Genomic DNA, 26,732 nt, shown 5'->3' on the forward strand with positions numbered 1-26,732 from the left:
GTCAGAGACGTCCGTTGCTATTTTGTCAGTGTGAGAATATTTTACTGTAGAGTGCGGGTGAGTTAAGTGGTATGGTTGATAATAACAAAGGAAAAAAACAAGTCGTTTGACTGAAAAAGAGGTGGTTTCTTGATTGAAAGCATAGAAAGCTTGACTGAATTACTGTTATCAGGGAATCAAGATGAAGCTTGGAATATTGTGTGGAAAAAAAGACAGCAGGGTTTCGATACATTTTATATTTTTCAGCAATTCATTTCAGTGTCAATGGCTCAAATCGGTATGATGTGGGAAGAAGATGAAATTTCAGTGGCTGATGAACATTTAGCTACTACTACCTGTGACTATGTTTTGTCACGCTATCAATTGTGTATAAGACAAGAAGTTATTAAAAATGAAAAAAAAGGTCTGTTTTTGTGTATAGAAAATGAACAGCATTTTTTAGGTTTAAAAATGATTTCCATTCTCTTTGAAGAGCACGGATGGCAGACGAAACTTTTAGGAGCAGATTCTCCGCTTTTACATGCAACGCACGCTGTTGAACAATGGAAACCTGATTTAGTAGGAATCTCGTTCAGTTTAACTCATCATATAGAAAAAGCAAGCGAATATATAGAAGGATTACAAAAGACAAAACATCAGCCGCTTATTTTAGTTGGAGGCCGAGTAGTTTCAAACTATAAGTTTCCTCTTGTTCAAACAAATCAAGTTCGATTTATTGCACAGTTAGAGGAGTTGAAAGAGTTTTTTCATTATCAATCAATTAGGGGGATTAAGGTTGTCGACTATTAAATATGCTCCGCTTCCTGTTTTTATTATGGATGAGGAAATGAATATTCTAGCGCAATCTGATGAAGCAGCCGCTTTATTCGGAGAGGTTCAACATTTTTTAGAAATTGTTGACGAAGATAGTCAGAACAAAGCTAGAAAACGATTAGGACAGAAGAAAAAAATAAAAACAGAATTAGTCATGCATTCGCGCAAAGCTAAGATGTCTCTTTATACCGTGAATTGCAAATGGGAGCAAGATAAGGCGCATGTAATATGTGTAGAGGAAGATTCTCAAATTAGAATTCTTTCAGAAAAAATCGAACAACACACAGCGCGTTTATCTGAAACGGACTTAGAACTCCTGCTGCAAAAAGAACGATTGGAAAAGGCCATGAACCGAGTTATAGAACTTTCAGGACCATTTATTCATTTATCAAATAACATGGTACTTATCCCTCTGTTTGGAGATTTATTTGAAGAAGTCATCATGAAAAATGAACATCGGCTGCTCAAACAGATAGATGAAGAAACCGTTGATCGAGTTATTATTGACTTTAATGGAATCGGTCAAATTGATGAACGAGGTGTTGCCGCGCTAGAACATTTAATATGGGAATTTCAGCTAATGGGCGTACAGATTTATCTAACAGGTGTGACACCCGATCATAGCCAATGGCTTCACCAGTATCATTTTCAAGCAAATGTAAAATCTATTAGTAACTTAGGTCAGGCCATTCATCAATTTTTTACAACGGCATGAAATGGCTACGAAAAGTCAACAATTCATATAACGGCAATAAGACAGGGAATCAATACGGATAAACAGGTGATTAAAATTTGGTGAAACACGCGCGTAAAGTAGCTTTAAGAATTTCGATTGTATATATCATTATTGGCGCTGTATGGATCTTGATATCTGACAATATATCTAGAACATTAGCGCAAGGTCGTTTTGAAGTATATATTTTTTTTCAACAGTACAAAGGTTGGTTTTTTATTTTAGCTACGGGGATTATTTTATATGGTCTGGTATATAGGAGAGCTTATAAACTAGTGAAGTCCCAGCAAGAGCTCATAGCGAAAGAACACGAACTTCAAACGAGCAATCAGCACTATCAGTCTTTATTCAAACATAACCCCGATGGCGTTTTTGAAATAAGCAAAACAGGGGAAGTTCTTCTTGCTAACCCAGAAGGTGAAGCAATCGTTGGATACTCCAGTGAAGAATTGCAAAAGATGAAACCTTCAGCACTTATTGCAGCTGAAGAATTTGATATGTGTAAAGAGTATTTTAAAGAAGTACTGAATGGAAAAGGTGCTAAGTTCGAAATGAATGTTATCAATAAAAAACAAGAAAGACGGTTGCTTAGGTGTTCTTTGCTTCCCATCGTCGTTCATAAGCAGGTGGTAGGCGTATTTATGATTGCACGTGATATCACTACATACCGCCAAGATGAAGAGCTTATGATAACCTCGGAAAAAATGTCGGTTATTGGACAAATGGCAGGTGCCGTAGCACATGAAATTAGGAACCCGCTCACTTCTTTAAAAGGCTTTGTACAAGTTATGCAAGCCTCTAAGGAAACAAATGACACTTATTTAGACATTATGATGTCTGAAATCGACCGCATCAACTTAATCTCCAGTGAAATGCTTATTCTTGGAAAAAAGCAGCATGTATCTTTTGAAAAGACCAATTTATGCGAGATTTTAAAACAAGTTATTACACTAATGGAAGCGCAGGCCAATTTAAATAATGTTTCTATTTTGTTGAAGGAAACAACAAAAAGGCCTATTTATGTTTCGGCTGATGCAAATCAGTTGAAACAAGTGTTCATCAATGTGATTAAAAACGGTGTAGAAGCTATTATTGAGAAAGGTCATATTACAATAACAGTTGAAGAAAAAGATACACGAGCATTAATCCACTTTGAAGACAATGGAGTCGGAATGAGTCAAGAGAGGGTTGAACAAGTAGGGACGCCGTTTTATTCTACGAAAGAAGCTGGCACTGGCTTAGGACTGGCCGTATGTTACAAAATCATGGAGCGTCATCAAGGTACCATGCATTTTAAAAGCGGTAAAGGAAAAGGAACAACGGTTACTATTGATATGCCGATTATAGAACGAAACAGCCGCCTCTCGTAGTTCAGAGAGCGGCTGTTTTCTTGAAAAAGAGAAAGTAAGCGGTTGAGCCCTTTACGTGGGGATCCATATAGGACATAAAACCTCCTTCTTATACAAGTTTTCGTCCATAATAAAGAGGATCATATTGTTTTCTATAGAAGCAATAGTGTATCATAGTTGAAGCTATGTATATTGATGTAGAAAAGTTAAGGCAAGAACCGATTTTTCTACTGACGGATTGACAGGGTCCTTTGGGATAAGAAAGGCTTATTTATAAATAGAAATTAAGGTCAGTATAGATTTAACGCACATGCCCACTGATACATTCGTTTAATTGAAATGAAAAAACGTTTATAATATCGAGAAAAGCATGGAAAAGGAGATAGATATGAGTCAGGTTATAGAGACTTTACAGCCTTTTTTACAAGAGGCTTGGAAAAAAGCAGGGTTCAATGAGCCTACTGCCATTCAAACAAAAGCTATTTCAGAAATTTTAGCTAATAAAGATGTAATAGGAGAATCTCCAACGGGAACAGGGAAGACGCTGGCATATTTGTTGCCTGTCTTACATCGCATTCAGCCGGGCCCCTCTCATATTCAAGCGGTTATTTTAGCATCTTCCCATGAATTGGTTATGCAAATTCATGGTGAAATTCAAACTTGGTCACAGGGAAGCGGCATTTCAAGCGCAGCGTTTATCGGCGGAGCGAATATGAAACGTCAATTGGAAAAACTAAAAAAACGTCCTAATATCATTGTTGGTACTCCAGGACGCTTGAACGAATTAATTAAAATGAAGAAATTAAAAATGCACGAAGTCAAAACAATTGTGATTGATGAAGCGGATCAATTATTTGTGCCTGAACATGTTCAAACGGTTCAACAGATTGTGAAAATGGCGTTAAGTGATCGTCAAATTCTAGTCTTCTCAGCTACCGTATCAGAACGTACCAAATCGTTAGCAAAAGACATGATGAACCATCCCCTTGAAATAGAGGTAGGAAGAGATGAACTTCCAGCTTCTAAGGTAGAGCATGTATACATTAAAAGTGAAGCCAGAGATAAAGTGGACGTACTTAGAAAACTAGTTCGCCAAGAACAAATGAAAGCTTTAGCCTTTTTTAAAGGCATTGATACTCTTATCGAGTTTGAAGAAAAATTAACATTTAAGCATGTAGAAGCCGGCTCTTTACACAGTGAAACGAAAAAAGAAGATCGTGCTACGACGATTAAAGGGTTTCGAAAAGGAGATTTCCCTATCTTATTAGCAACGGATGTCGCAGCTAGAGGATTAGACATCAAGGGACTGACGCATGTGATTCACATCGATGTTCCTCAAGATGCGGATCAATACGTGCATCGCTCAGGTAGAACAGGCAGATCGGGAGCAGAAGGTACAGTTATTTCTCTTGTGACTGAACGAGAAGAACGAAATTTAAAACAAATCGCACGTGAACTTCAACTTTCATTAGCGAAAAAAGAGCTTTATATGGGCGAAATCGTTGATGAAGGAACAAAAGAGCAGTCTCGTACAGCTAAAAAACCTTCGAAAAAGCCATTTAACAAGAAAAAGAAACAAAAAGGTCGAATGTAAACTAGGTATTCTGCCTTTTTACAACAGCAGTGTCACAACCTAAAAAGCAACGTCTACTGCTTTATTACAGCAGCTTGGCGTTGTTTATTTTCTCTATTTTTCCTGTATAAATAAGTAAAAAAAGAGAAATGTAGATATTTTTTCCTAGGTATGAAAATAGTTTGAATGATGGATTTTGTTTTTTGTAACCTTATTTTAACATTACTTTAAGAGACTTCTAATAAAAGAGGAAGAAGGACGTGGGGACATTTTATGGATGCAATTGATGATCTCTTTGACGACATAGAGCGAAGAAGAAAAAGCAAAGAATATAGTCGAGATGCAGATCAATTAGAATCATATTTACATGAAGTTCAACGTATTATGGAATTTCTTGAAGAAGGTATCTATCTGTTTCAAAATTCGCACCAACAATATGCGTCAGATTGGTCAGGGCGTTCTAAGAGCTCATATGAGGATATTTATAATGATATTACGCAATCTACTTTTCATCTGTACGACGTAAGGGATGAATTGTTTCAAACTTTACGCTTAGAAATTTCACGATTAAGAGAGTTAGCATCGGCGTAATAAATAACATTATCGACTCACTCCTTTAGAAAGTGAGTCTTTCCGTATAGGCTTAAAAAATGTTTGGATGACTGAAGGCTTACAAGAGATAGGGGGACGGACATACATGGAGATAAAGGTAAATCCAGAGGTGCTGCAGACATTTGCAGAGCGAATTCAGCAGTCTCATTCACAAACGGCTGATGCACTTCAAAAACTAAGCTGGGAAGCTACAAATCTACATTTCTTGTCTGTTGCAGATATTGATAAAGTGCTGGACTTGCAGGAAGAGTTACAGCATATGATTCGCAAACTTGATTCGCTAACGGAAAACGCACATTTATTAGTAAAAGACACTGCAGAACAAATGAGAAAAGCAGATGGAGAGCTAGAAGGCTCTTCAGGCTGGACGGAGTTTTGGTCGAGCGTATGGAGCGATGGGAGCACCCATTCACAAGATACATGGAATGACATAAAGAATTTAAAAGGATGGAATACGTATGACAATATGCACAGAACGATTGAAAAGCCTCTAGGTACTCTTAATGTTATGTGGAATTCGCTTTCTATGTCTTGGGAAGAAAAAGTAGTGAATGGTTCTACATGCAGTCGAACGGAATTTTTTACTTATGGCGTTATTCAAATGGGGTTGGGCATTTTAAGTCAGGAAATGAATCCTTCAAACATTATGTTTAGTGACAGCATAGAGGAAGTGAAGAGAGAATGAATGAAGTATATGATGGCGCTGGAAGTGAAATAGTACAGTTCCTTACAGGGTTGTCTCGGCAATGAAATATACATTTAACTTATTAGAAAAATCGTTAATTGAAGCAATGAAAGACAATAAGAAAATTGCTCAATTTTATAAAACTTTAATGAATAGCAATTTATGGCTAGTTGTTAGTTCAGAGCATGGAGCATCAGATATATTAATTGGAGAGCACTACGTTCAGACGATGAAAAGCGCAGCGTACCGATATCTACCTGTTTTTTCGTCAAAATATCCGATTGAACAGATGCTGAAAGATGAAAAGACCGTATGCGTATCATTTAAGGATATGCTGCCTGTATTAAATGAAGAAATAGCGATATTACTTAATCCTGACACGCCTCTCTCAAAATTATTCATCCCCGAAGAAATAAGGATGTTAAAAGAAGATCAAAATTATTTTAAGCAGTAGCCAAAGCGATAACAAGCGCATGTGCTTTGTCCAAGCATGTCTGAATCTTAAATAAATAGAAGATATGTATAAAGAGGCAGGGCCTTAAATAGGTTTCTGCTTTTTTATTACTAGTAAATAGTTCTATAGATAATGAACAAAAATGTAATTTAATAGTCTTATAGTTTTTATTTTCCTTTAAATAGGTACCTATAGATCAGATGGAAAAGGTTTAAATGAGAACAAAATCTTGGTTGTTCAGGTTTTATTTGCATTTTTAGGGGTATTTGTAGATACATATTCTCATTTTTGGAGGCTTTTACAAGTAACCTTTGACCTTATCACTAGAGTTTCTTACAATAATAGTAAATATATAAACCGAAGGAGAGATATGTATGTCAGGAATTATTCGCGTAACACCAGCAGAGCTTCGCGACATGGCAGGTCGATATACTAACGAAAGCGGTCAAGTTCAAGAATTAGTAAGCCGTCTTGATACAATGAAAAATCAACTTCAAGACATGTGGGAAGGTGCTTCAAGCGAAGCGTTTGCTGCTCAATACGAAGAACTAAAGCCTTCTTTCGTTGAAATGTCTAATCTACTTACAAAGATTGCTAAGCAATTAGACGACTCTGCAAATGTTCTTGAAGATACAGATAACCAAATCGCTAGCCAAATCCGCGGTTAACTTCATCTAATAATCTAAGTGAAGTAATAAAAGGAGCGCCCTATTCTCAAAAGATGAAGGCGCTTTTTCTATGTTTTGAGGTGATGAAACCCTATGTATATAGAAGTAACAGTAGACTTAAAGCACTATACAGGTGATCGGTTCGATTTGCGACTATCAAACTATCATTCACTCAAAAAAGTAGTCGAGATCGTTTGGCAAGCTAAAAAGATTACTCAATCACCAAAGGACGGTGCGTGGATACGTGTTTCAAATAAAAATCTTATTTTCTCGGGAAATGAGACGATGATTAACTGCGGAATTACCACAGGTGATTGTATCGAAATTCTCTAAAGGAGTCTATTAGAATGTCAGAGAAGAAACCGACTTACTTAGAAGAACAGCTCGAAGCTGTAATGACGCGTCATAATAATGAATATACATTTATTTTTCAAAAAGAAAAAATTCGACTTAATCGTTCTGTTGAGATTGAAATGTTAAAGGATGTAAACACGGCTTTTCAAAAAGAAATCATGATGAGCGATGATGAACTTAAAATAACAATTAAGCCTACCTCTGAATTTCAACCTTTTACAGCATTAAGGGGAAAAGAAGAACAGCAAAAGTGGCTATTTGCAGATCAGCTTATCAAAAAGGTAAAGCAGCATTCTTTTTCAAGGCTGCATTTGTTGATTTGTCCAGAAAATATCATTTTTGATAAAAGTTTAAGTCCGGCTTTTTTACATTATGGAGTGAAAGAAAGTTTACCTCCTTATGAGTCTAACGAGGAACAAAGCTTTCAAGAGCTAAAAGCTACAATAGCAGCGGCCGTTGACTCATCGCATACATTTGAACAGTATTTTAAGTTATATGAGACCTTGCAATTAAAAGAAGACGCTAAAAAAATAATGCATATCAGCAATGAGGAAGAGTTGAGTCAATTTGTTCAGCATAAGTTAACCCAAATTGAAAAACATCAAAAGACACTCGTTCAACTTCCTCAAAAACGCTGGACCATTTTTAAGTTTTCATCTGTGGGTATACTTGTCTTATTAATTCCAGCTCTTATTTATACTTTTTACTCTTACTTTTTTGCTCAGCCGAAACAAGAAGCATTTGTAGAAAGCAACGAATACTTTCTTGAAAAAAACTACAGCAAAGTAGTCGACAAACTTGAAGATTATGACATTGAAAGCATGCCTAAAATTGTGCAATACGAAATAGCAACTTCCTATCTTGTTAATGAAAAGTTAGGGGAGGAGCAAAAAGCAAATGCTTTAAAGACTATTACGCTTCAGTCAGATCCTCAGTACTTTGCCTATTGGTTTTACATTGGCCGAGGAGACAACAAAAAAGCGCTAGAAGTCAGCAGGTTGTTAGAAGAACGTTCATTAATTATCTATGCACTAATGAAATACGAAGGTCAGCTAAAGACAGACAACGATTTAGCGGCTGATAAAAAGCAAGAAGAGCTTGATAAAGTAGCAAACGAACTTGAAGAATTTAAGAAAGAAAATGATCAACAAGAAGCGGAAGCAGCCAAGCAGCAAGAAGAGAAACAAGCTGAGGAGGCACAGGCGGCCAAGCAGCAGGAAGAAGAACAGAAAGCTGCAGAAGCCGAGAAAAAGAAACAAGAAGAGCAGAAAAAACAGCAGGAAGATCAATCGAAGTAGGGAGGTAGTTGTATGAATATGCTTTGGGTAGTTAGTGGGCAAACGTATCAGCAGCTGCCTGTAGATTTTAAAACTTTTCGCCAAGCAACGGTAGGAAACACTCAGCATCAAACTTTTACGTTTTCCTATCCCTTTGAGAAGGGGCAAATGACGCTGTCATCTGAAAAGAACGGCCGGCTCTTGATTTCCTACGGAGAAGAAAGGATAGCAGAGCTATCTGTTTCTGAGTCGTTTGTATGGCGAGAACAAGGACATGCTTTAACCTTTGTTCTTACAGAGACGGCTGTTAAAGAAGCTGTCTATTATATTGATTATGGATCAGAAGTTTCGTTTTCCACAAGTGATGAAGCAGCTGATGTGTATCAGCAAAAAGAAAAGTGTATAGCAGAGCCAAAAGAAGGATTTTACTTATCAAAGATAAACGGGAAGTGGAAGGTCTTTTATAACCAAGAACCGCTTTATCTTAACGGACACCGACTAGAAGAGAATACGAACCTTCAGCCCGGTGATCTTATTTTATGGTCTTCTATGACCATTCAATTGATCGAAAAAGATTTGCTGAAGATTCAAAGCTACTATAATTATGCATCTAAGCTTCCAGCTACGGCACAGCCTATTTCTGAAATGAAAAAGAAGTACCCGGTTTATAGACGAACACCGCGCATGATATATGATTTGCCTAATGATAAGGTGAGCTTATCCTTTCCGTCTCAAGACAATGACGAAAATAACCGAAGCTTATGGCTTACTATTTTACCGCCATTAGTCATGCTTTTAGTCATGGGTACGGTCTCGATTATTCAGCCTAGGGGAATTTTTATTATTATATCTGTCATGATGTTTACGACCACGCTGATTGTATCTACCGTTCAATACTTCAAAGATAAAAAACAGCGCAAGAAGCGGCAGGAGCGTCGTCGTCGAATCTATACAAAGTATCTAGAAAACAAGCGTGAGGAATTACAAGAACTAGTATCAGTTCAACGAGATGTATTATCTTATCATTTTCCGACGTTTGAACGAATGAAATATTTAACAGAACAGATTTCTGATCGAATTTGGGAACGAACTGTAGAAAGCAGTGATTTTTTACAGGTGCGTCTTGGAACAGGAACAGTTCCTGGAAGCTACCAAATTTCTTTAAATAGCGGGGATATGGCTAATCGAGAAATTGATGATTTGCTTGAGCAGTCTCAGCACATGGAAAAGGTCTATCGAGAAGTCAAAAATGCCCCTGTTACCGCTCATTTAGGTTTAGGCTCTATCGGTCTGGTAGGAAAGATGAAAACGGTGAAGAATGAACTGCATCAGCTTGTAGGACAGCTGGCATTTTCCCACAGTTATCATGACGTAAGATTCGTATTCATTTTTGATGAAGAAGAATATAAAGAGTGGGAATGGATGAAATGGCTTCCTCATTTTCAGCTTCCGCATTCTTTTGCGAAAGGTTTCATCTATAATGAACAAACGAGAGATCAGCTTTTATCTTCTATTTATGAAATGCTGAGAGAACGCGATTTAGATGAAGCAAAAGGAGAAGGGGTTTTCCTGCCTCACTTTGTTTTTATTATTACGAATCAGCAGTTAATTGCAGATCACGTTATCTTAGAGTATTTAGAAGGATATCACCCTCACCTTGGGTTCTCTGCGATATTTGCGGCAGAGACAAAGGAAAGCTTAACGGAGCACGTTCACACACTCGTTCGTTATATTAACGAATCCGAGGGGGATATATTAATTCAAAAGCAAAAAGCTGTGAATATTCCATTTCAGCTTGATAAACACACGCTTGATTATAATGAAAGATTTGCAAGGATGCTGCGGACATTGGATCACCAAGTTGGCATGACCAACTCAATTCCAAATAGCGTTTCATTCTTAGAATTATTTAAAGCAAGAGAAATTGGTGAGTTGGATATCGTGCAAAGGTGGCAGAGCAATGAATCAGCTAAGTCACTAGCAGTTCCTATTGGGTTAAAAGGAAAAGAAGATATTGTTGAACTAAATCTTCATGAAAAGGCTCACGGCCCTCATGGATTACTTGCAGGTACGACGGGGTCAGGGAAAAGTGAATTCCTACAAACGTACATTCTTTCGTTAGCGGTGAATTTCCACCCCCATGAAGTCGCGTTTTTATTAATTGACTATAAGGGCGGAGGAATGGCTCAGCCGTTTAAAAACATGCCTCATCTGCTTGGAACCATTACAAATATTGAAGGAAGTAAGAATTTTAGTACAAGAGCCTTAGCTTCTATTAAAAGTGAATTAAAGCGACGCCAACGCTTGTTTGATAGATATGAAGTCAATCACATTAATGATTACACAGATTTATATAAGCAAGGTATGGCAGAAGAACCCCTTCCTCATTTATTCTTAATCTCGGATGAATTTGCTGAGTTAAAAAGTGAAGAACCAGAGTTCATTCGCGAATTAGTCAGCGCGGCGCGCATTGGACGTAGTCTGGGCGTTCATTTAATTTTAGCCACGCAAAAGCCAGGCGGTGTTATTGACGATCAAATTTGGAGTAATGCGCGCTTTAAAGTAGCTTTAAAAGTCCAAGATGCCGCTGACAGTAAAGAAATCTTAAAAAATGCGGACGCTGCTTCTATTACGGTGACGGGGCGAGGCTATCTGCAGGTTGGAAATAATGAAGTGTATGAACTGTTTCAGTCAGCTTGGAGCGGCGCGCCGTACATGGAAGATACGTATGGGGCTGAAGATGAAGTCGCCATTGTTACAGATCTCGGGTTGATTCCTTTATCTGATGTATCTACTCAGCAGACGTCATCTAAACAAGCGGAAGCAGAAATTGATGTTGTGGTGCAAAAAATTGAAAAAACGCAGCAGGAACTAGCTATCAAAAAATTAAATAGTCCATGGCTGCCGCCTCTTAAAGAGAGATTGCTTCGCAGTGAGTACACAGAGAAGCGAGACGGTGTATTCCCAATTGGCTTGATTGATGAACCGGAAAAGCAAAGTCAAACGGTATATAACTACCAGCTGATGGATGATGGAAACATTGGTATATTTGGTTCGTCAGGATACGGTAAATCGTTTACAGTCATGATGTTGCTTCTTAGTCTAGCTGAAAGACAAAGCCCGGAGCAGCTTCATTATTACATTTTTGACTTTGGAAACGGCACGCTGCTGCCGCTTCGTCAGCTGCCTCATACGGCGGATTATTTTTTAATGGATCAAATGCGTAAAATTGAAAAATTTATGACGATTATCAAACAAGAAATCGCAAGGCGAAAGCAGTTATTTCAACAGCAGGAAGTTAGCAATATCAAAATGTATAATGCTCTAAGTTCAGAAGAGCTGCCTCTAATTTTTATCACGATTGATAATTTTGATCTTGTCAAAGAAGAAATGCAAGATCTAGAAATGCAGTTCACACAGCTCGTGCGTGATGGCCAGTCTTTAGGAGTTTATATGATCTTTACCGCGACGCGTGTGAATTCTATTCGTCAGTCACTTATGAATAACTTGAAAACGAAAGTTGTTCATTATTTAATGGATCATTCAGAAGCGTATTCTATTTTAGGACGTACGCCGTATGCGCTAGAGTCTATTCCAGGCCGGGCTATTATCAAAACGGATCAGCCTTATTTTGCGCAGCTGTTTTTACCTGCGGAAGGAAAAGATGATTTTGAAATCTTTGATGCAGTTAAGCTGCACATTCAACGATTAAAGAATCAATACGCTGATGCTACTGTTCCGGAGCCTGTACCAATGCTGTCACCGAAGCTGGTGCTTGCCGAGTTTATGATGGACAGAAGGGTTATTCGGGAAAAAGGAGTCATTCCTCTTGGTTTAGATGAAGAGTTTGTTCGACCGGTGTATATGAACTTTACGAAAAATAAGCATTGCATCGTCATGGGGCAGACGCAAAAAGGAAAGACAAATGTAGTGAAGGTCATACTGCAAACAGCGCTTGAACAAGGCGTGAAGCAAATCGGATTATTTGATTCGGTTGACCGCGGTTTATCAAGCTATGCAGCTGAAGATGAAGTTGTTTACATGGAAACAAAAGAACAGATTATCGACTGGCTTGATTTAACTGAAGAACGGTTGCAGCGACGTGAAAATAAGTATTTGGAAGCAGTGCAGGAAGGAACGGTACACAGTCTTTCATTTGTCCCGATCATGCTTGTAGTAGATGGATTTGTACGATTCCAGCAAAACTTAGACAGCGTCCTGCAGGATCGTATTACAAAATTGATGAAAAATTATAGTCACCTGGGCTTTAACTTGATTGTTGCAGGGAACAACAATGAGTTTTCAAAAGGATTTGACGCGTTAACAACAGAAGTGAAGCAAATTAGCCAAGCCGTGTTGCTCATGAAGAAAACGGAGCAAAGCTTATTTACACTTTCTTATGACCGAAAAGAAGCAGACGTTAACCCTGGCTTCGGTTATTATATTAAAAGTGGAAAAGAAACGAGAATTCAAATCCCGCTATGTGTAAGTGAAAGGAAGATCTTAACATGACCGAACAGCGTAAGTATACACTTAAAGTCATATTAGCTGTTGTTTTAATCTTGGCTCTTCCTTCTTTCTTTTTTCAGTATATTGGAGACAACCCGCTGCAAGTCACAGAAAACTCAACAAGAACGATTGCGGTTGTTAACGAAGATAATGGAGTAAAAGAAAATAGTGAAAAAGCGATAGAATTTGGTGAAAAAGTGACTCCTCTTTTACAGGAGGGGTCGGATTATCAATGGACCGTGCTTGGACGAAGCGCAGCTACAAGCGGTTTACAGAATGGGAAATATGACGCGGTTATCTATATTCCCTCGACTTTCTCACAAAATATTTTATCGTATCAGGAAAAAAAGCCAGAAAAAGCTACTTTGGAATACAAAGTTCAAAGTCAGCTTAACGCAGTTAATAAGGAAAAAGTAGTAGGGGAATTAGAAGATGCTACTACAAAGGTTAATAATGAAATGTCCTCTTTGTACTGGAGTTATGTATCACAGGAAGTGGACAAAGTACGCGGACAGTTCGATAAAATTCTAAATAAAGAAATCGCCTTTCAAAAAACAATGGTCGCTTTTTATAAACCGAATTCAAAAGATTTAGCAGGTGAATTAAATGATCAAAAGAAAATTCTTCAGCAAATCCAAGATAATGTAAATAAAGCAGAAAAAGGTTCGAGCGACAGACAAGGCGACGTAGAACAGGTTGAAAAGAATTTAAACAGCTTCATTGAATATGTAAATCAATATCAAACATATCAAGAAACACAGAAACAAATGCTTGAAAAAACGCAGGCTCAAAGCGTTGCTGCAATTCAAGAAGGGTTGTCTTCCCTTGAATCTAATCAGCCAAGCTCTAAGCAAAATTTTAATGAGCAGGCCAATCAAGTGTTTAGTGGCTTATCTTCGATTCAACAGCAGCTGGATCAAAATCAAAAAGCCGTTGGAGAACTTGGAGACCAACAAGCGGATAACGTCAGTGAACAAGAAAAAGCTCTGCAAGATTTGAACGGCCAAATAGTCAGTTCATATAAACAGCAGTCTGAGCAAACAACTCTAAATCAAATTGAAAGTAAGCTAAAGCCGCTTCGTGCGCAGCTAGAGACAGCTTCATCAAATGATAGTGGTGGAGGCTCAACGGATCCAGGGGAAAGTGATGGAACTCAGCCAGACCCTAATCAAGGAGGAGAAACGCCAACGGACCCTGGGGAAGGTGACGGAACTCAGCCAGATCCTAATCAAGGAGGAGAGACGCCAACGGATCCTGGAGAAGAAGATGGAACTCAGCCAGATGCCGGTCAAGGCGAAGGAACTTCAGAACCAATTAAAGTGGATTTATCTCAGCAAACAGCAAAGCTTGATGATATATCAAAAGGGCTTGAAGACTTAGAACAGCAGCTCCAAGGAATGGTGAACGAAACACCTGAAGCGACTGAAGCACCTAAGACATCTGAGGGAACGGAAACGCCTGAAACGCCTGAAACACCGGACACACCGGACACATCAGGTACATCCAATGCTGTGAAAAGTGCGCTTGAAAAAGTGGCTAATCTGAAAACACAGGTACAAGCAGTCAAAGATGAGCTGCAAAATGTAACTGTTCAGCCTGAAACTTCAGGAGAAAATACGGATGCGCTGAAGCAGAAAATTGCAAGCTTGGAGGCAGACGTTACGTCTTTGACAGCACAGAAAAACAAAGCAGAAAAAGACTTAGAAGAAGCAACCAAGTCGTCGAGCAGTCAAATTGCTAAGCTTCAAGAAGAAAATGAACGATTAAAAAAAGAGAATGAAAAGTTGAAAGAAGACGGCAAAAAGCCTTCTAAAGGTAGTATGGATGTAGACAATCTCATTACGATGATTAAAAACAAAGAAGATAAAATCTTATCTTCTCCAAACCTTTCAGCTTCTCGCAAGGAAAAGCTGAGCAATACATTCTCAGGTAAGATTCAAAGCAGCAGTGCAGAAGATATGCTAAAGTACTACGGTGATTTATCGCAGTATGATTTGATTTTAGCTCAAGTAGGAAATACAGACGTACAGAACAGCGTCCTTAACAACGACTCTATTAAAGGAAGTTTGCAGCAGGCGTTAGCTGGCACCGTCTCTTCTCAAGATGCACGTAAGCAAATCCAACAAAATCTGTCTCTAACAAAAGAAGAGTTAGCACAGTTCCAAAGTTCAGTGCAAGATTTTGCTGACCAATATGGACAAACAGTTGATGCTGAACAAGCATCTATTATGGAAGAGCTATCAGCTATTCAAGAAAAAGCAAATGCAATGAATCAAGAGCTTCAATCTAGCGCAGGTGAAGATCAAGCATTAGAAAAGAAAGAAGCTCCAGACGTAACGGGCTTAATGACGCTGCAGCAAAGCATGGGTCAAGAGTTGAAAGGAATGAACCAACTCATTTCATCTTTAGGTGAAAGACAAGCTAATGTTGTCACATACACAGATGAATTGCAGAAGCGTGTAAATGAAGTCCAGGATAAAGCTGACACGCTTAATAGCAAGTGGGCCCAAAATGTGGATTCAACGAAGTTGGTTCGCGGCCAGGTATACCGTTTATTAAATAATACATTAGTAGATGGACAGAATAATGATTACGTTTATCATTATTTAGCGAATCCTCTTCAAGTAAGCGGTGAAGTGCCGGCTGAAAAAGTAAAAGAGGTTCCACCGGTTGTCATTTTGGTTATTATCTTAATCAGCAGCTTACTAATTGGCTATTTCAGTCAATACTACCGACATGCACCTATGCTTGTAAAAGGTACGCTGTTTGGGTTATTAAATTTGATTGTAGGGTTAATGGTAAGTATCTTTAGCCTTAATATTTATTCGTTATCGGGAGACCGGGCAATGGAATGGTCAATCTTTACGATCGTCTTATTGCTTGCCTCATCTACACTCGTACGTATTGCTTTCTTATTAGGAAGCTTCGCTGGATGGGTGACGACAGTAGGGTTGATTTTATTTTATATTACCCCACTTCTTAACTTATCTATGCCAAACTTTAATTACGAAGATCCAGTATCTAAAGTATATATGTCAATTCAATATGATACGCAGTCTCTGTTTGGACAGGCGCTTATTGTATTACTGGGGATGACTGCCGTTTTAAGTGTTCTGCCATCTATTATTCGTGCTTTAAAGACGACTAAAGAGGTTGAAAATGATGAAACCTATAGTGCTTAATAAGAAGATTGGAAGTATTGTTCTTATTTTTTCACTCCTTTGTTTCCCTATAGCAGCAGCGGCTGAAGCTGATGACGGAAACGTTGAAGAGATTAAACCAAATGTATATAAAGATGATCCGATTAACTTGGACCCCGAATCTTTGCTGGAAAATAAAAAAGAAGTAGGAAATATTCCGGAGGAAATAAAGGATCTTACATTTGAAAAAGAGGAAGATGCAGAGAAAGAGAGCTTAAAAGAAAGTCTTTTTGCGAACGCATCAGCTGAAGATAATACGATTTCTGCGAAAGCAAAAGAATATAACTTGTTTTCTTCTAAAAACACTTCCTACAAGAAAGATCGAACAGAACAAATTGCTTCTGAAAAGTCATCAGACCTACAATGGTTTTATTTACTATTGATTGGTGTGGGGGTTGTTGTATTATTTGCGGTTTTAATACCGCGCATTAGTCCTCAGCCTTCTGTAAAAAAATGAAAAAACCTCGCTGTTAATCAACAGCGAGGTTTTTTCGTATAGACGCAAGCTTATAGGCGGCGGAAGCCTTCTTCAAACAAATAATCTTCTGCTTCTTCGTAAGATAGAAATGCTGCCTCTAAATTCAAGCCAGAATAAACATTCCACAGGTCATCTTCATGAACAAGTAAAAGCGTTGCATTGTCTGGGCCGTTCCAGCGCTGTTCATTTCCATTCCCTACAATAGCTTCTTCTCTAGCTGTATCAGGAAGGGTAGACAAAGATTCAATAGAAGCTTCAATAATTGAGCGAAGCTCTTCTTCTGTATAATCACGGATATTTACAAGACCTTTGTCATTTGTTTCATATCCTTTTAAAAACCCTGCATATACAAATCCATTTCCGTTAGGGTGCAGATGATGCACAACAACCGTTTTATCGTACACGCTTTCTTCATAATGAAAATTCACGCGTCCTAAAGATACATTTTTTCGATGCAGCTCTGGAAACGATGAAATAATAGCTAATTTTTCGTCAAAACTAAGCATAGACAATCCTCATTTCTATTTAAATCATTTCATTTTCTGAAATGGTATAAGCTCTTTTACGATTCGGTTGATTATACCATATATAAAGAAAGACACATAATGCTTTTTCCAATGTGGACTTTTGAAAATATAACCCTTTGCATAAAGTGGCTGTCACTGTAAAGAAGAATACATCTTTTTCACTATAAAACTTAACAAAAAATAGGCAGGGAATTCACAGTGAAAAAATAATATAAAGAGGTGGAAGAAAACTAGTTTTCAAACCTATCATAAGGAGGAATAAAAAAGTGAAATTATACGCTCTGTGTAAAAAAACATGGGCAATGTCCCTGCTTATTTTTGCTCTTTTAGTAAGCTTAACTCCTGTTAGTCAAGCAGCCGAATTTTTATCTGTTGCACAAGCTCTTGAGAATCAAAACAACACTGTACAAACGGTTAAAGGATATGTAGTAGGTCAACCTATAGCCACATCTACAGTTATTACGAGCAATTACCCAAACGATTATGCACTTGCTCTTGCTGACAGTGCAAATGAAACCAATACAGACAAGATGGTGTACGTTCAAATTCCTTCAAATTTGCGAAGTACATTTGGACTTCAAAGTCACTCGGAGTTAAAAGGGAAAAGTCTTACTGTTAAGGGCACACTCACTCCTTATTTTTCACACCCAGGAATAAAATCAGTTACTTCTATCAGTACAGAAACAGGAGGAACTGATCCGACTCCAGATCCCACAGAGCCAACCGTTCCAGTAGAAGACTATTATCGTACCGCAGCTGGAAAAACAGGAAATACCTTGAAGACAGAGCTTCATAACATTATTGATCATCACACAGAACTGTCGTATTCAGCCGTATGGGAAGCTTTAAAGAAGACGGATGAAGATCCAGCTAACGCAAATAACGTTATTTTGCTCTATACGGGGCGTTCACAGGCTAAGAGTACAAATGGAGGCGGAGTGGACGATTGGAATCGTGAGCACGTCTGGGCAAAGTCTCACGGGGATTTTGGAACAGCTATGGGGCCTGGAACAGATCTTCATCACTTACGTCCAACCGATGTGTCTGTAAACAGTACGAGAGGAAACTTAGATTTTGATAACGGAGGGACGGAACATAGCGAAGCACTCGGAAATTATTTTGACAGTGATTCTTGGGAACCTCGAGATGAAGTAAAAGGCGACGTGGCTCGTATGTTGTTTTATATGGCCGTGCGCTATGAAGGCGATGTAAGTGATGAACCTGACTTAGAACTTAATAACACAGTAAATAATGGCACTGCTCCTTATCACGGGAAATTATCTGTGCTTCTTCAATGGAACGCCCAAGATCCAGTAGATGATCGAGAACGACGTAGAAATGACATTATTTATTCAGACTATCAGCATAATCGCAACCCGTTTATTGACCATCCTGAATGGGTGAATGAGATTTGGAACTAATGAAGGAGGCGTCCTGACAGGGCGTCTTTTTTTATAAAAGAAAAAGGAAAAAACTAAAATCCGCCGAATACCTATAGGTGATTTTGAAAAAATGGAGGGAAGCTATGAAACAGCTATGTAAAAAAGGATTGGCTTTTATTTTAGTACTTATTTTTGTTAACGCTTTCATTTTGAATCCACTTAACGGAGCGGCTGCCGTAGATGGAAAATCAATGAATCCAGGTTACAAAACCTATTTAATGGCGCCTTTAAAAAAGGTAACAGACTATACAACATGGGAAGCGTTTGAGAACGATTTACGCAAAGCGAAACAAAATGGATTTTATGCAGTGACAGTAGACTTCTGGTGGGGAGATATGGAGAAAAACGGCGATCAGCAGTTCGATTTTTCCTATGCGCAGCGCTTTGCTCAAGCTGCTCGTAATGCAGGTATAAAGATCGTTCCCATTATTTCTACTCATCAGTGCGGAGGCAATGTAGGAGATGATTGTAACGTGCCGCTCCCATCTTGGGTATGGAACTTAAAAAGTGATGATAGCCTTTACTTTAAATCTGAAACGGGAACGATAAATAAAGAAACGCTAAGCCCTCTTGCAACAGACGTTATTTCTAAGCAATATGGGGAGCTCTACATGGCATTTGCGCAAGCGTTAGCACCTTATAAAGACGTGATTGCTAAAATCTATTTATCAGGAGGCCCTGCAGGTGAAATTCGTTATCCGTCCTATACAGCAGCAGACGGAACCGGCTATCCGTCTAGAGGGAAATTTCAAGTGTATACGAACTTTGCCAAAAGCAAGTTTCAATCATATGCTTTGACTAAATACGGTTCACTCACCGGCGTTAATCAAGCGTGGGGAACCAATTTAACGTCTGCATCGCAAATTTTACCGCCATCAGATGGCTATCAGTTCTTAAAAGATGGTTATTCAACAGCTTATGGAAAAGATTTCCTTTAATGGTATCAAGGAGCTTTGGAAGATCACACAAAACGTATTGGACAGTTAGCTCATCAGGCTTTTGATTCCACCTTTAACGTACCAATCGGTGCAAAAGTGGCAGGAATCCATTGGCAGTACAATAATCCGACGATCCCTCATGCTGCAGAAAAACCAGCTGGATACAATGATTATAACGGGCTTTTGGACGCGTTTAAAACAGCTAAATTAGATATCACCTTTACATGCTTAGAAATGACGGACAGCGGGAATTATCCGGAATATTCTATGCCAAAGACGCTTGTACGCCAAGTAGCAGGTATTGCGAATGCAAAAGGAGTTGTTTTAAACGGAGAAAATGCTTTAACTATAGGCAGTGAAGATCAATATAAGAAAGCAGCCGAAATGGCCTTTAACTATAATTTTGCAGGATTTACTTTGATTCGTTTCTACGATGTTATTAACAATGATACGCTGCTGGGGCAATTTAAAAATACGTTGGGCGTTACACCACTTGCGCAAACGGTTGTAGTAAAAAATGCGCCAACTGCATTAGGAGAAACGGTTTATATTGTTGGAGACAGAGCTGAGCTAGGTCAGTGGGATACGTCCATTTATCCAATTAAATTAACATACAATTCATCGACAGCTGATTGGAGAGGCACCGTCTATTTTCCTGCCAGTCAAAATGTTCAATTTAAAGCAATTGTGAAGAGAGCTGATGGATCGTTAAAAGCATGGCAGCCTTCGCAGCAATATTGGAGCGTGCCGTCAACAACAACGACTTATACAGATAATTGGTAAAACAAAGCCGCATAGCACTTGCTATGCGGCTTTGTTTGGAACACAAGAATTATTTCCAGTTCGCTTGAATAAATTCATCTCGACCGGACTTAGCGCGGTCTTCTTTATAATGCTTTGGATTTTTCTTATGGAAATCTTGGTGATACTCTTCGGCTTCATAAAACGTAGAGGCAGGAAGAATGCTTGTTACGATTGGTTTTTTAAAACGTCCGCTTTCTGCGACCTCTAGCTTCGTCTCTTCAGCTGCTTGTTTTTGGCTGTCGTTATGGTAAAAAATTGCTGTTCGATACTGCGAGCCGCGATCTTGGAATTGACCTCCATCATCTGTTGGATCAATTTGCGGCCAATAAAGATCTAACAAACGTTTATACGGAAACACTTCAGGGTCAAATGTGATTTGAACCACTTCGTAATAACCGCTTGTGCCAGATTTTACTTGCTCATAGGTAGGGTTATCCACAGTTCCCCCCATATATCCTGATACAATGCCGTGAATACCTTCTAGCTCTTCAAATGGTGTAACCATACACCAGAAACATCCACCTGCAAATGTAGCTTTTTCCATACGTAATCCCTCACTTAATCCGTTGTTATGAAGGGTATTATAACAAATTTATATTGAAACAGCTAGAAAAGGGTTTGTAGTCTGTGTAAAAGCTGTGGATAAAGATAAATATCCACAGCTTTTACACAATAAACTCGACTGTTTTGAAGATTGAAAAATGAAGGAGAGAATAAAGAAAAAATGATAGAATAGATAGGATGTATATATCGATTTAGAAGAAATTGCACAACAGAAGTACAATCGACGGATTGGACTTTGGTGTGCTGATGGCATCTAGATAAATAAAGTTAATACGCAGTAACAAGAGGTAAGAAACAGCATATTCACGCTGTTAAATAAATATACAAAGATAATAGGAGAGTTGAATATGTTACAAGATAATCTCATCCTAGAGCACTATGGATTAAACGAATTAAATTTTGATACGATCAAAAGCTACCGGGATCGGTTTGCTGAAGTAAAACCAGCTCATCCTTGGAATGCGCTTGAAACAAAAGAGTTTTTATACAAAGTAGGAGCTTGGGGAAAGGTTAGAGATACCCATAAAGAAGGAGTCACACTCGCAGGCCTGCTTTTATTCAGTGAAGAACGGATTATCACAGAAGTTTTACCACAATACTTTTTAGAATACCGGGAAAATAAAGGAAACGAAGAATGGACAGAGCGCTTTACCTCTCAAGACGGGACGTGGTCAGGAAATATTTTTGATTTTTATTTTCATATTCATGAAATTGTTCGTAATAGCGAACCTCAGCCGTCAATCGCTTCCTCTTTAACAGAAGTTTTGATTAATATGCTTATTCATGCAGATTATAATGGCGAGGGCGGCGTTATTTTAGAAAAGCAACCTTCTCATTACGTTTTTTCTAATCCAGGTCTTTTGTTAGTACCTACAGATTCAGTTTTTAGCAATACCGTTAGTCAGCTTCGAAATCCAAATATCGTTAAGCTATTCAGTTTACTAGGGCTATGTGAACGTTCGGGCTCTGGTTTGAAAAAAGTAAAGCAAAATTGGAGCCTGCATCATTATAAAACGCCAGTTATTGATCAAGATGTTTCTATGCATCGCACAGTGGTCACGTTATCTCTGTCCACTCAAGAAAGACAGGTAAGTTCTTCTGAAAAAGACACTTATAACACTTCTATAGCCGATTTGGGAAATAATTTTAAAGGTGTCGAAAAATATCAAAATACACCTGAAAACAATGTCGAAATCGACTCCTATAATAAAAATAAACACTCCTATAATAAAGAATTAATAGAGGAGTTGAAGTCATACAATAACGGTTTTAACTCCTTCAATAGGGATGATAACTACTATAATAGTGAGAAAAACTTATATAATAACGGTGTTGACTCCTATAATAATAATCATAACTCCTATAATAATGAGCAAGAAGAGGATTCTTCTAATTTGGTAAATGTAGAGAATATTGATGCGAAGCTATGGGATATTGCAGCGCTGGCTCGTGAAAAAAAACGGCTTTCGCCGAATCAGATGGAACATATTATTCTTGAGTTATGTAAAGAAAAACCGCTCATGCTTAAAGAGTTTGCTTATTTACTAGAAAGAACGCCGGATGGAGTACGTAATAATTATTTAACAAAGCTATTACGAAAAGGACAATTACAATTGAAATATCCAAATCAGCCAAACCATCCAAAACAGGCATATTTATTTAATAAGAAAGATATAGAGAAATAAATCAAGCAACCGATAGAACATATAGAGATTAAACTGCAAAAAATTGATAAGGAGGAGTTTGCTAAAAGCTACAGATTTAAGGGGAAAATTCCCCATAAAGTTGTGCCAAGCTGTCAGACTCTCTTTATATGAGTTCTGGCTCGTATAAAGGAGGAAAAAGAGTGTGAAAAGCAAGTGCGTTCTTATTTTTCTGGTGGTTGTATGGCTGTTTAATATAGGGAAAGGAATAGGATGTGGATCAAAGGTGAATGCAGAGATGAATATATCGCTGTCAACGTGGGTGTGGGATACAAAGAAATGGATGCTGAACCAAGAAGCTATCCTCGAAAAGCTTCAAGAAAAAAAGGTGACAAACGTTTATTTACAAATTGATACTCACCTTTCACCTTCCGTATATAGGCATTTTATCCAACAAGCACAAGCCAAGGGCATAAGTGTTTACGCACTTGACGGCGCTCCTTATTGGATAGGGCCTTCTGGTATAGAAGAGCAGGAAGCATTTTTTAATTGGATAACAGCTTACCAAGCAGAAGCAGACGAGCAACAGCAATTTTCAGGGATTCATTTGGATGTAGAGCCTTATTTGTATAAAAGTTGGGAAGATAATCGAGCCAAAAGTATTCTGCAGTATCAATATGTTATTTCTCAAGCCGCTGTACAGTCTCATGAGTTACACTTGCCTCTTGCTGTAGATATACCGTTTTGGTTTGACGAAGTTCCATTCAAAAATAGCAACGGTTCCGGTTCACTGGGGCAGTGGGTTATTCAGTACGCTGATAAAGTTACAATTATGGCGTACCGAAACCACGCAGATAAAGAAAACGGTATTGCTGAAATAACAGAAAATGAACGCAAGTGGGGACGTGTACTATCCACTCCGATTGAAATAGGGGTAGAAACGATGGCTTCAGATGAAGGAGAATACATTTCTTTTTCTGCTAAAGGAGAAGAAAAGATGATGCAAGAGCTGGGTATGTTGCTTACGGAGTGTCAAGCTGAAAATCCTCCAAGCAGTATAGCTGTTCATCATTTTGATAGCTGGCTACAGATGAAGCCATGACAATGAAAAGGCCGCTGCATCGCTGCGCTGCAGCGGCCTTTTTGGGTTTAGGGAGTATAGATACAATATAGCCATTTTATTAAAGGACTATACATAAAAAAAGTAACCATTTAAAAAATGGCTACTCACACAAAGGGGGGGAACTTAATCTTATCATTCCCACTTTTTCTAAAAGATATGCCTCTTTTAACCCGTTTTTTTAAAATAATTTAGTCGTCCAAGATTCGCAGTTCCACACGTCTGTGACAACATCTTGATAAAATTCAGGTTCGTGGCAAATAATTAAGATACTTCCTTTGTATTCTTTTAAGGCTCGTTTTAATTCATCTTTTGCATCTACATCTAAGTGATTTGTAGGCTCATCCAGTACAAGAATGTTGGTTTCGTTGTTAATCAGCTTACATAGACGAACTTTTGCTTTTTCTCCACCGCTTAGAACTTCTACTTTACTTTCAATATGTTTTGTTGTTAAGCCGCATTTAGCTAGAGCTGCACGAATCTCGTATTGGGTAAAGTGAGGAAACTCATTCCATACTTCTTCAATACACGTATTGTAATTAGCCGTTTTGATTTCTTGTTCAAAATAGCCAATATGCTGGTAATCTCCTTTTTCTACAGAGCCTGAAATCGGTTTAATTTCTCCTAAAATACTTTTTAAAAGAGTTGTTTTCCCGATTCCATTTGCTCCTACAAGGGCAATCTTTTGACCTCGCTCCATTTTTAAATTCAGTGGCTTAGAAAGCGGCTCTTCGTATCCAATGACTAAATCAGATGTTTTAAAAATTAATTTGCTTGAAGTACGAGCACCCTTAAAGTTAAACTCTGGTTTTGGACGCTCCTGAGCTAGTTCAATTACTTCCATTTTATCGAGCTTTTTTTGACGGGACATGGCCATATTTCGTGTCGACACACGGGCTTTGTTTCTCGCTACGAAATCTTTTAAATCTGCCATTTCTTGCTGTTGTTTTTTATAAGCTGCTTCAAGCTGCTGTTTTTTCATCTCATATACTTTCATAAAATCGTCGTAGTCTCCTACATAGCGATTTAACTCTTGGTTTTCCATATGATAAATTAAATTGATCACGCTATTTAAAAATGGAAGATCGTGAGAAATTAAAATAAAGGCATTTTCATATTCTTGCAAATAGCGTCGCAGCCACTCAATATGCTGTTCATCCAAATAGTTTGTAGGCTCATCAAGTAAAAGAATTTCTGGTTTTTCAAGCAGCAGTTTGGCTAATAATACTTTCGTACGCTGTCCGCCGCTTAAATCCTGTACATCGCGATCTAAGCCGATATCTTCTAACCCTAATCCGCGTGCAATTTCTTCGACTTTTGCATCGATAACGTAAAAGTCATTGTTTGTTAAGAGGTCTTGAAGCGTCCCGACTTCTTCTAATAGTTTTTCTAGTTCTTCTGGTGATACATCTGCCATTTTCTCATAGAGGCCATTCATTTGAGCTTCTAAATCAAATAGATATTGAAAAGCACTTTTTAGTACATCACGAATAGAAAGGCCGCGCTCTAATACTGTGTGCTGATCTAAATAGCCAACGCGCACTTTTTTAGACCATTCTACTTTTCCAGCATCCGGTTCTAGCTTGCCTGTAATGATGTTCATAAATGTTGATTTACCTTCGCCGTTTGCTCCAATTAAGCCGACGTGTTCACCTTTTAACAATCGAAATGATACATCGTTAAAAATCGCACGGTCACCAAAACCATGGCTTAGATTTTTTACGTTTAATACACTCATGCTGACACACCTTTTCTTTTAAAATATCTATCGTACGTTTCGTTATAAACAAATTGATTCATAACGATTATAGCGAACTTATATACATAAATCCATATGAGTTTTCCAGCCTTGAAAGTCATATAAAATTCACTCGCGTCTTCCTTTCACTTCATTCATACTATATATATCAATGTAGAAAATCCTTCATGACGAAGGGACGGTTATGTCGAATCATTCAAATAGAGTATATAAAAGAATAAAAAGGCAGGGGGAAAAGAAATGAACATTTATACGATACTAGTGGCAGGAAGAATGCATAAAGAGCTGGAGGAGATAATCAAACAAAAGCAGCTGTCTCAGACGTTTCGATTTATGGAAGAGCAAGACGTTACAGTTGAAGATTTAAACTGGGCTGACGCGCTTTTATCCTTCGGTCCAACGAATTGCTTTGAAGATCATAGCTTTAAATGGATTCATTCTCTCGGCGCAGGAGTCGATCGGTTCTTGGAAAGTGGGAATTGGAAAAAGAATGTGATGTTAACGCGTACGGTTTGTTCATTCGGTCAGCGAATCAGTGAATATTGTCTTAGCTATATGCTAGCTGAACTTCAGCACCACGGACAGTTTCAGCATCAGCAAAAACAAAGGCAGTGGAAAGTGGTAGAGCCTAAGCAGCTTTCTACTCAAACGGTCATAATTTACGGAACAGGTGAAATCGGCGGGCGTCTTGCAGCCGTTTTAAAATCTTTTGGTGTACGAGTAATAGGTGTATCTAAAAGTGGAAATGAAAAGCCGTCATTTGATCAAGCGGTCTCGATTTCGAAGGAAAAAGAATTGCTAAAAGAAGCCGATTGGATTATTAGTACAATGCCGCTAACACATGAAACAAAAAGCTACTTTGATCCAAAATGGATGAATGTAGTTGAAGATGCATACTTTATAAATGTTGGACGAGGAGCAACTGTAGATGAAAATGCGTTAGTAGAGGCTATTGAGCAAAAACGTATTCGAAAAGCATACATAGACGTGTTTGAGCATGAGCCGTTAAAGCAAGAATCTTCTTGGTGGGATCATTCAAACATCATCATAACACCTCATATTTCAGCGGTGACTACGCCTGAAGAAGCCGTCGAGTGCTTTGTTGAAACGCTGCAAAAAGTTGAGCAAGGCCAATTGCCTTCTAACTTGGTTAATATTGAAAGAGGCTATTAAAGCATTATGATGCGCGTTTCCGCTACGAGAATGGTATACTGAAACTTGCTTTTCTTG

General features: G+C 38.3%; 20 protein-coding genes and 1 pseudogene. 18 read left to right on the forward strand and 3 right to left on the reverse strand.

The window, feature by feature from the left end:
• Positions 1 to 129 precede the first annotated feature (129 nt).
• From MMB69_RS23775 to essA, 13 genes are all read left to right on the forward strand, one after another.
• Complete coding sequence (locus tag MMB69_RS23775) at positions 130 to 789, forward strand: cobalamin B12-binding domain-containing protein (protein ID WP_221785270.1); 660 nt, start codon at positions 130 to 132, stop codon at positions 787 to 789.
• Entirely contained in the window at positions 776 to 1,528 is a 753-nt protein-coding gene (locus MMB69_RS23780) for an STAS domain-containing protein (protein ID WP_221785271.1), read from the forward strand. Before MMB69_RS23775 ends, MMB69_RS23780 begins: the two co-directional genes overlap by 14 nt.
• An 80-nt stretch (positions 1,529 to 1,608) precedes the next feature.
• Positions 1,609 to 2,916 (forward strand): ATP-binding protein, encoded by a 1,308-nt coding sequence (locus MMB69_RS23785; protein ID WP_264409221.1) that lies wholly within the window; start codon positions 1,609 to 1,611, stop codon positions 2,914 to 2,916.
• A gap of 367 nt (positions 2,917 to 3,283) precedes the next feature.
• On the forward strand, positions 3,284 to 4,489 hold the full coding sequence (locus tag MMB69_RS23790) for a DEAD/DEAH box helicase (protein ID WP_221785273.1): 1,206 nt from the start codon (positions 3,284 to 3,286) through the stop codon (positions 4,487 to 4,489).
• 252 nt (positions 4,490 to 4,741) lie between these two features.
• Entirely contained in the window at positions 4,742 to 5,059 is a 318-nt protein-coding gene (locus MMB69_RS23795) for a hypothetical protein (RefSeq protein WP_013055102.1), read from the forward strand.
• A 106-nt stretch (positions 5,060 to 5,165) separates the two neighbouring features.
• Positions 5,166 to 5,765 carry a WXG100 family type VII secretion target gene (locus MMB69_RS23800; RefSeq protein WP_277448512.1) on the forward strand — a complete coding sequence of 200 codons (600 nt, stop codon included), beginning with the start codon at positions 5,166 to 5,168 and terminating at the stop codon, positions 5,763 to 5,765.
• Between the two features lie 61 nt (positions 5,766 to 5,826).
• A complete protein-coding gene (locus MMB69_RS23805) occupies positions 5,827 to 6,219 on the forward strand; it encodes an SseB family protein (RefSeq protein WP_221785275.1) in 393 nt (130 codons plus the stop codon).
• Positions 6,220 to 6,593: 374 nt separating this feature from the next.
• Positions 6,594 to 6,887: a WXG100 family type VII secretion target gene (locus MMB69_RS23810; protein ID WP_013055105.1), complete on the forward strand. Its 294-nt coding sequence runs from the start codon at positions 6,594 to 6,596 to the stop codon at positions 6,885 to 6,887.
• Positions 6,888 to 6,980: 93 nt separating this feature from the next.
• Positions 6,981 to 7,220: an ESX secretion system protein YukD gene (gene yukD, locus MMB69_RS23815; RefSeq protein ID WP_013055106.1), complete on the forward strand. Its 240-nt coding sequence runs from the start codon at positions 6,981 to 6,983 to the stop codon at positions 7,218 to 7,220.
• Positions 7,221 to 7,234: 14 nt separating this feature from the next.
• Positions 7,235 to 8,539, forward strand: coding sequence for a type VII secretion protein EssB (gene essB / locus MMB69_RS23820; RefSeq protein WP_221785745.1), 1,305 nt, complete (start codon positions 7,235 to 7,237; stop codon positions 8,537 to 8,539).
• A gap of 12 nt (positions 8,540 to 8,551) precedes the next feature.
• Complete coding sequence (gene essC, locus MMB69_RS23825; protein ID WP_277448514.1) at positions 8,552 to 13,030, forward strand: type VII secretion protein EssC; 4,479 nt, start codon at positions 8,552 to 8,554, stop codon at positions 13,028 to 13,030.
• Positions 13,027 to 16,209: a type VII secretion protein EsaA gene (gene esaA / locus MMB69_RS23830; protein ID WP_277448515.1), complete on the forward strand. Its 3,183-nt coding sequence runs from the start codon at positions 13,027 to 13,029 to the stop codon at positions 16,207 to 16,209. Before essC ends, esaA begins: the two co-directional genes overlap by 4 nt.
• Positions 16,187 to 16,684 (forward strand): type VII secretion protein EssA, encoded by a 498-nt coding sequence (gene essA, locus MMB69_RS23835; protein ID WP_221785748.1) that lies wholly within the window; start codon positions 16,187 to 16,189, stop codon positions 16,682 to 16,684. Before esaA ends, essA begins: the two co-directional genes overlap by 23 nt.
• A gap of 50 nt (positions 16,685 to 16,734) precedes the next feature.
• On the opposite strand, the gene MMB69_RS23840 is transcribed toward essA, so the two are convergent.
• The gene (locus MMB69_RS23840; protein WP_277448516.1) at positions 16,735 to 17,211 is read right to left on the reverse strand and encodes a hypothetical protein; all 477 of its coding nucleotides are present in this window, start codon (positions 17,209 to 17,211) and stop codon (positions 16,735 to 16,737) included.
• 287 nt (positions 17,212 to 17,498) lie between these two features.
• On the opposite strand from MMB69_RS23840, the gene MMB69_RS23845 reads away from it, so the two are divergent.
• A complete protein-coding gene (locus MMB69_RS23845; protein WP_221785749.1) occupies positions 17,499 to 18,653 on the forward strand; it encodes an endonuclease in 1,155 nt (384 codons plus the stop codon).
• Positions 18,654 to 18,757: 104 nt separating this feature from the next.
• A pseudogene (locus MMB69_RS23850) lies at positions 18,758 to 20,395 on the forward strand (family 14 glycosylhydrolase).
• A gap of 49 nt (positions 20,396 to 20,444) precedes the next feature.
• Here MMB69_RS23850 and msrA read toward each other — a convergent pair.
• Positions 20,445 to 20,960: a peptide-methionine (S)-S-oxide reductase MsrA gene (gene msrA / locus MMB69_RS23855; RefSeq protein WP_057245265.1), complete on the reverse strand. Its 516-nt coding sequence runs from the start codon at positions 20,958 to 20,960 to the stop codon at positions 20,445 to 20,447.
• 367 nt (positions 20,961 to 21,327) lie between these two features.
• On the opposite strand from msrA, the gene MMB69_RS23860 reads away from it, so the two are divergent.
• Together MMB69_RS23860 and MMB69_RS23865 are read left to right on the forward strand one after the other, a co-directional pair.
• Entirely contained in the window at positions 21,328 to 22,665 is a 1,338-nt protein-coding gene (locus tag MMB69_RS23860) for an ATP-binding protein (protein ID WP_264408800.1), read from the forward strand.
• Positions 22,666 to 22,828: 163 nt separating this feature from the next.
• Positions 22,829 to 23,725, forward strand: a complete 897-nt coding sequence (locus MMB69_RS23865; protein ID WP_277448517.1) for an amidase — start codon at positions 22,829 to 22,831, stop codon at positions 23,723 to 23,725.
• 199 nt (positions 23,726 to 23,924) lie between these two features.
• Here MMB69_RS23865 and MMB69_RS23870 read toward each other — a convergent pair whose 3' ends face one another.
• Complete coding sequence (locus MMB69_RS23870) at positions 23,925 to 25,481, reverse strand: ABC-F family ATP-binding cassette domain-containing protein (RefSeq protein ID WP_277448518.1); 1,557 nt, start codon at positions 25,479 to 25,481, stop codon at positions 23,925 to 23,927.
• A 261-nt stretch (positions 25,482 to 25,742) separates the two neighbouring features.
• On the opposite strand from MMB69_RS23870, the gene MMB69_RS23875 reads away from it, so the two are divergent.
• Positions 25,743 to 26,675, forward strand: coding sequence for a D-2-hydroxyacid dehydrogenase (locus MMB69_RS23875; RefSeq protein ID WP_277448519.1), 933 nt, complete (start codon positions 25,743 to 25,745; stop codon positions 26,673 to 26,675).
• Positions 26,676 to 26,732: the final 57 nt, after the last annotated feature.

Source organism: Priestia sp. P5 (assembly GCF_029522155.1).
In the GTDB taxonomy this organism is placed as follows: domain Bacteria; phylum Bacillota; class Bacilli; order Bacillales; family Bacillaceae_H; genus Priestia; species Priestia megaterium_E.

Coding starts and splice junctions, on each gene's coding strand:
- MMB69_RS23790 (WP_221785273.1), top strand. CDS start 3,284: ATGAGTCAGGTTATAGAGACTTTACAGCCTTTTTTACAAGAGGCTTGG.
- MMB69_RS23795 (WP_013055102.1), top strand. CDS start 4,742: ATGGATGCAATTGATGATCTCTTTGACGACATAGAGCGAAGAAGAAAA.
- MMB69_RS23800 (WP_277448512.1), top strand. CDS start 5,166: ATGGAGATAAAGGTAAATCCAGAGGTGCTGCAGACATTTGCAGAGCGA.
- MMB69_RS23805 (WP_221785275.1), top strand. CDS start 5,827: ATGAAATATACATTTAACTTATTAGAAAAATCGTTAATTGAAGCAATG.
- MMB69_RS23810 (WP_013055105.1), top strand. CDS start 6,594: ATGTCAGGAATTATTCGCGTAACACCAGCAGAGCTTCGCGACATGGCA.
- yukD (WP_013055106.1), top strand. CDS start 6,981: ATGTATATAGAAGTAACAGTAGACTTAAAGCACTATACAGGTGATCGG.
- essB (WP_221785745.1), top strand. CDS start 7,235: ATGTCAGAGAAGAAACCGACTTACTTAGAAGAACAGCTCGAAGCTGTA.
- essC (WP_277448514.1), top strand. CDS start 8,552: ATGAATATGCTTTGGGTAGTTAGTGGGCAAACGTATCAGCAGCTGCCT.
- esaA (WP_277448515.1), top strand. CDS start 13,027: ATGACCGAACAGCGTAAGTATACACTTAAAGTCATATTAGCTGTTGTT.
- essA (WP_221785748.1), top strand. CDS start 16,187: ATGATGAAACCTATAGTGCTTAATAAGAAGATTGGAAGTATTGTTCTT.
- MMB69_RS23840 (WP_277448516.1), bottom strand. CDS start 17,211: ATGCTTAGTTTTGACGAAAAATTAGCTATTATTTCATCGTTTCCAGAG.
- msrA (WP_057245265.1), bottom strand. CDS start 20,960: ATGGAAAAAGCTACATTTGCAGGTGGATGTTTCTGGTGTATGGTTACA.
- MMB69_RS23860 (WP_264408800.1), top strand. CDS start 21,328: ATGTTACAAGATAATCTCATCCTAGAGCACTATGGATTAAACGAATTA.
- MMB69_RS23870 (WP_277448518.1), bottom strand. CDS start 25,481: ATGAGTGTATTAAACGTAAAAAATCTAAGCCATGGTTTTGGTGACCGT.
- MMB69_RS23875 (WP_277448519.1), top strand. CDS start 25,743: ATGAACATTTATACGATACTAGTGGCAGGAAGAATGCATAAAGAGCTG.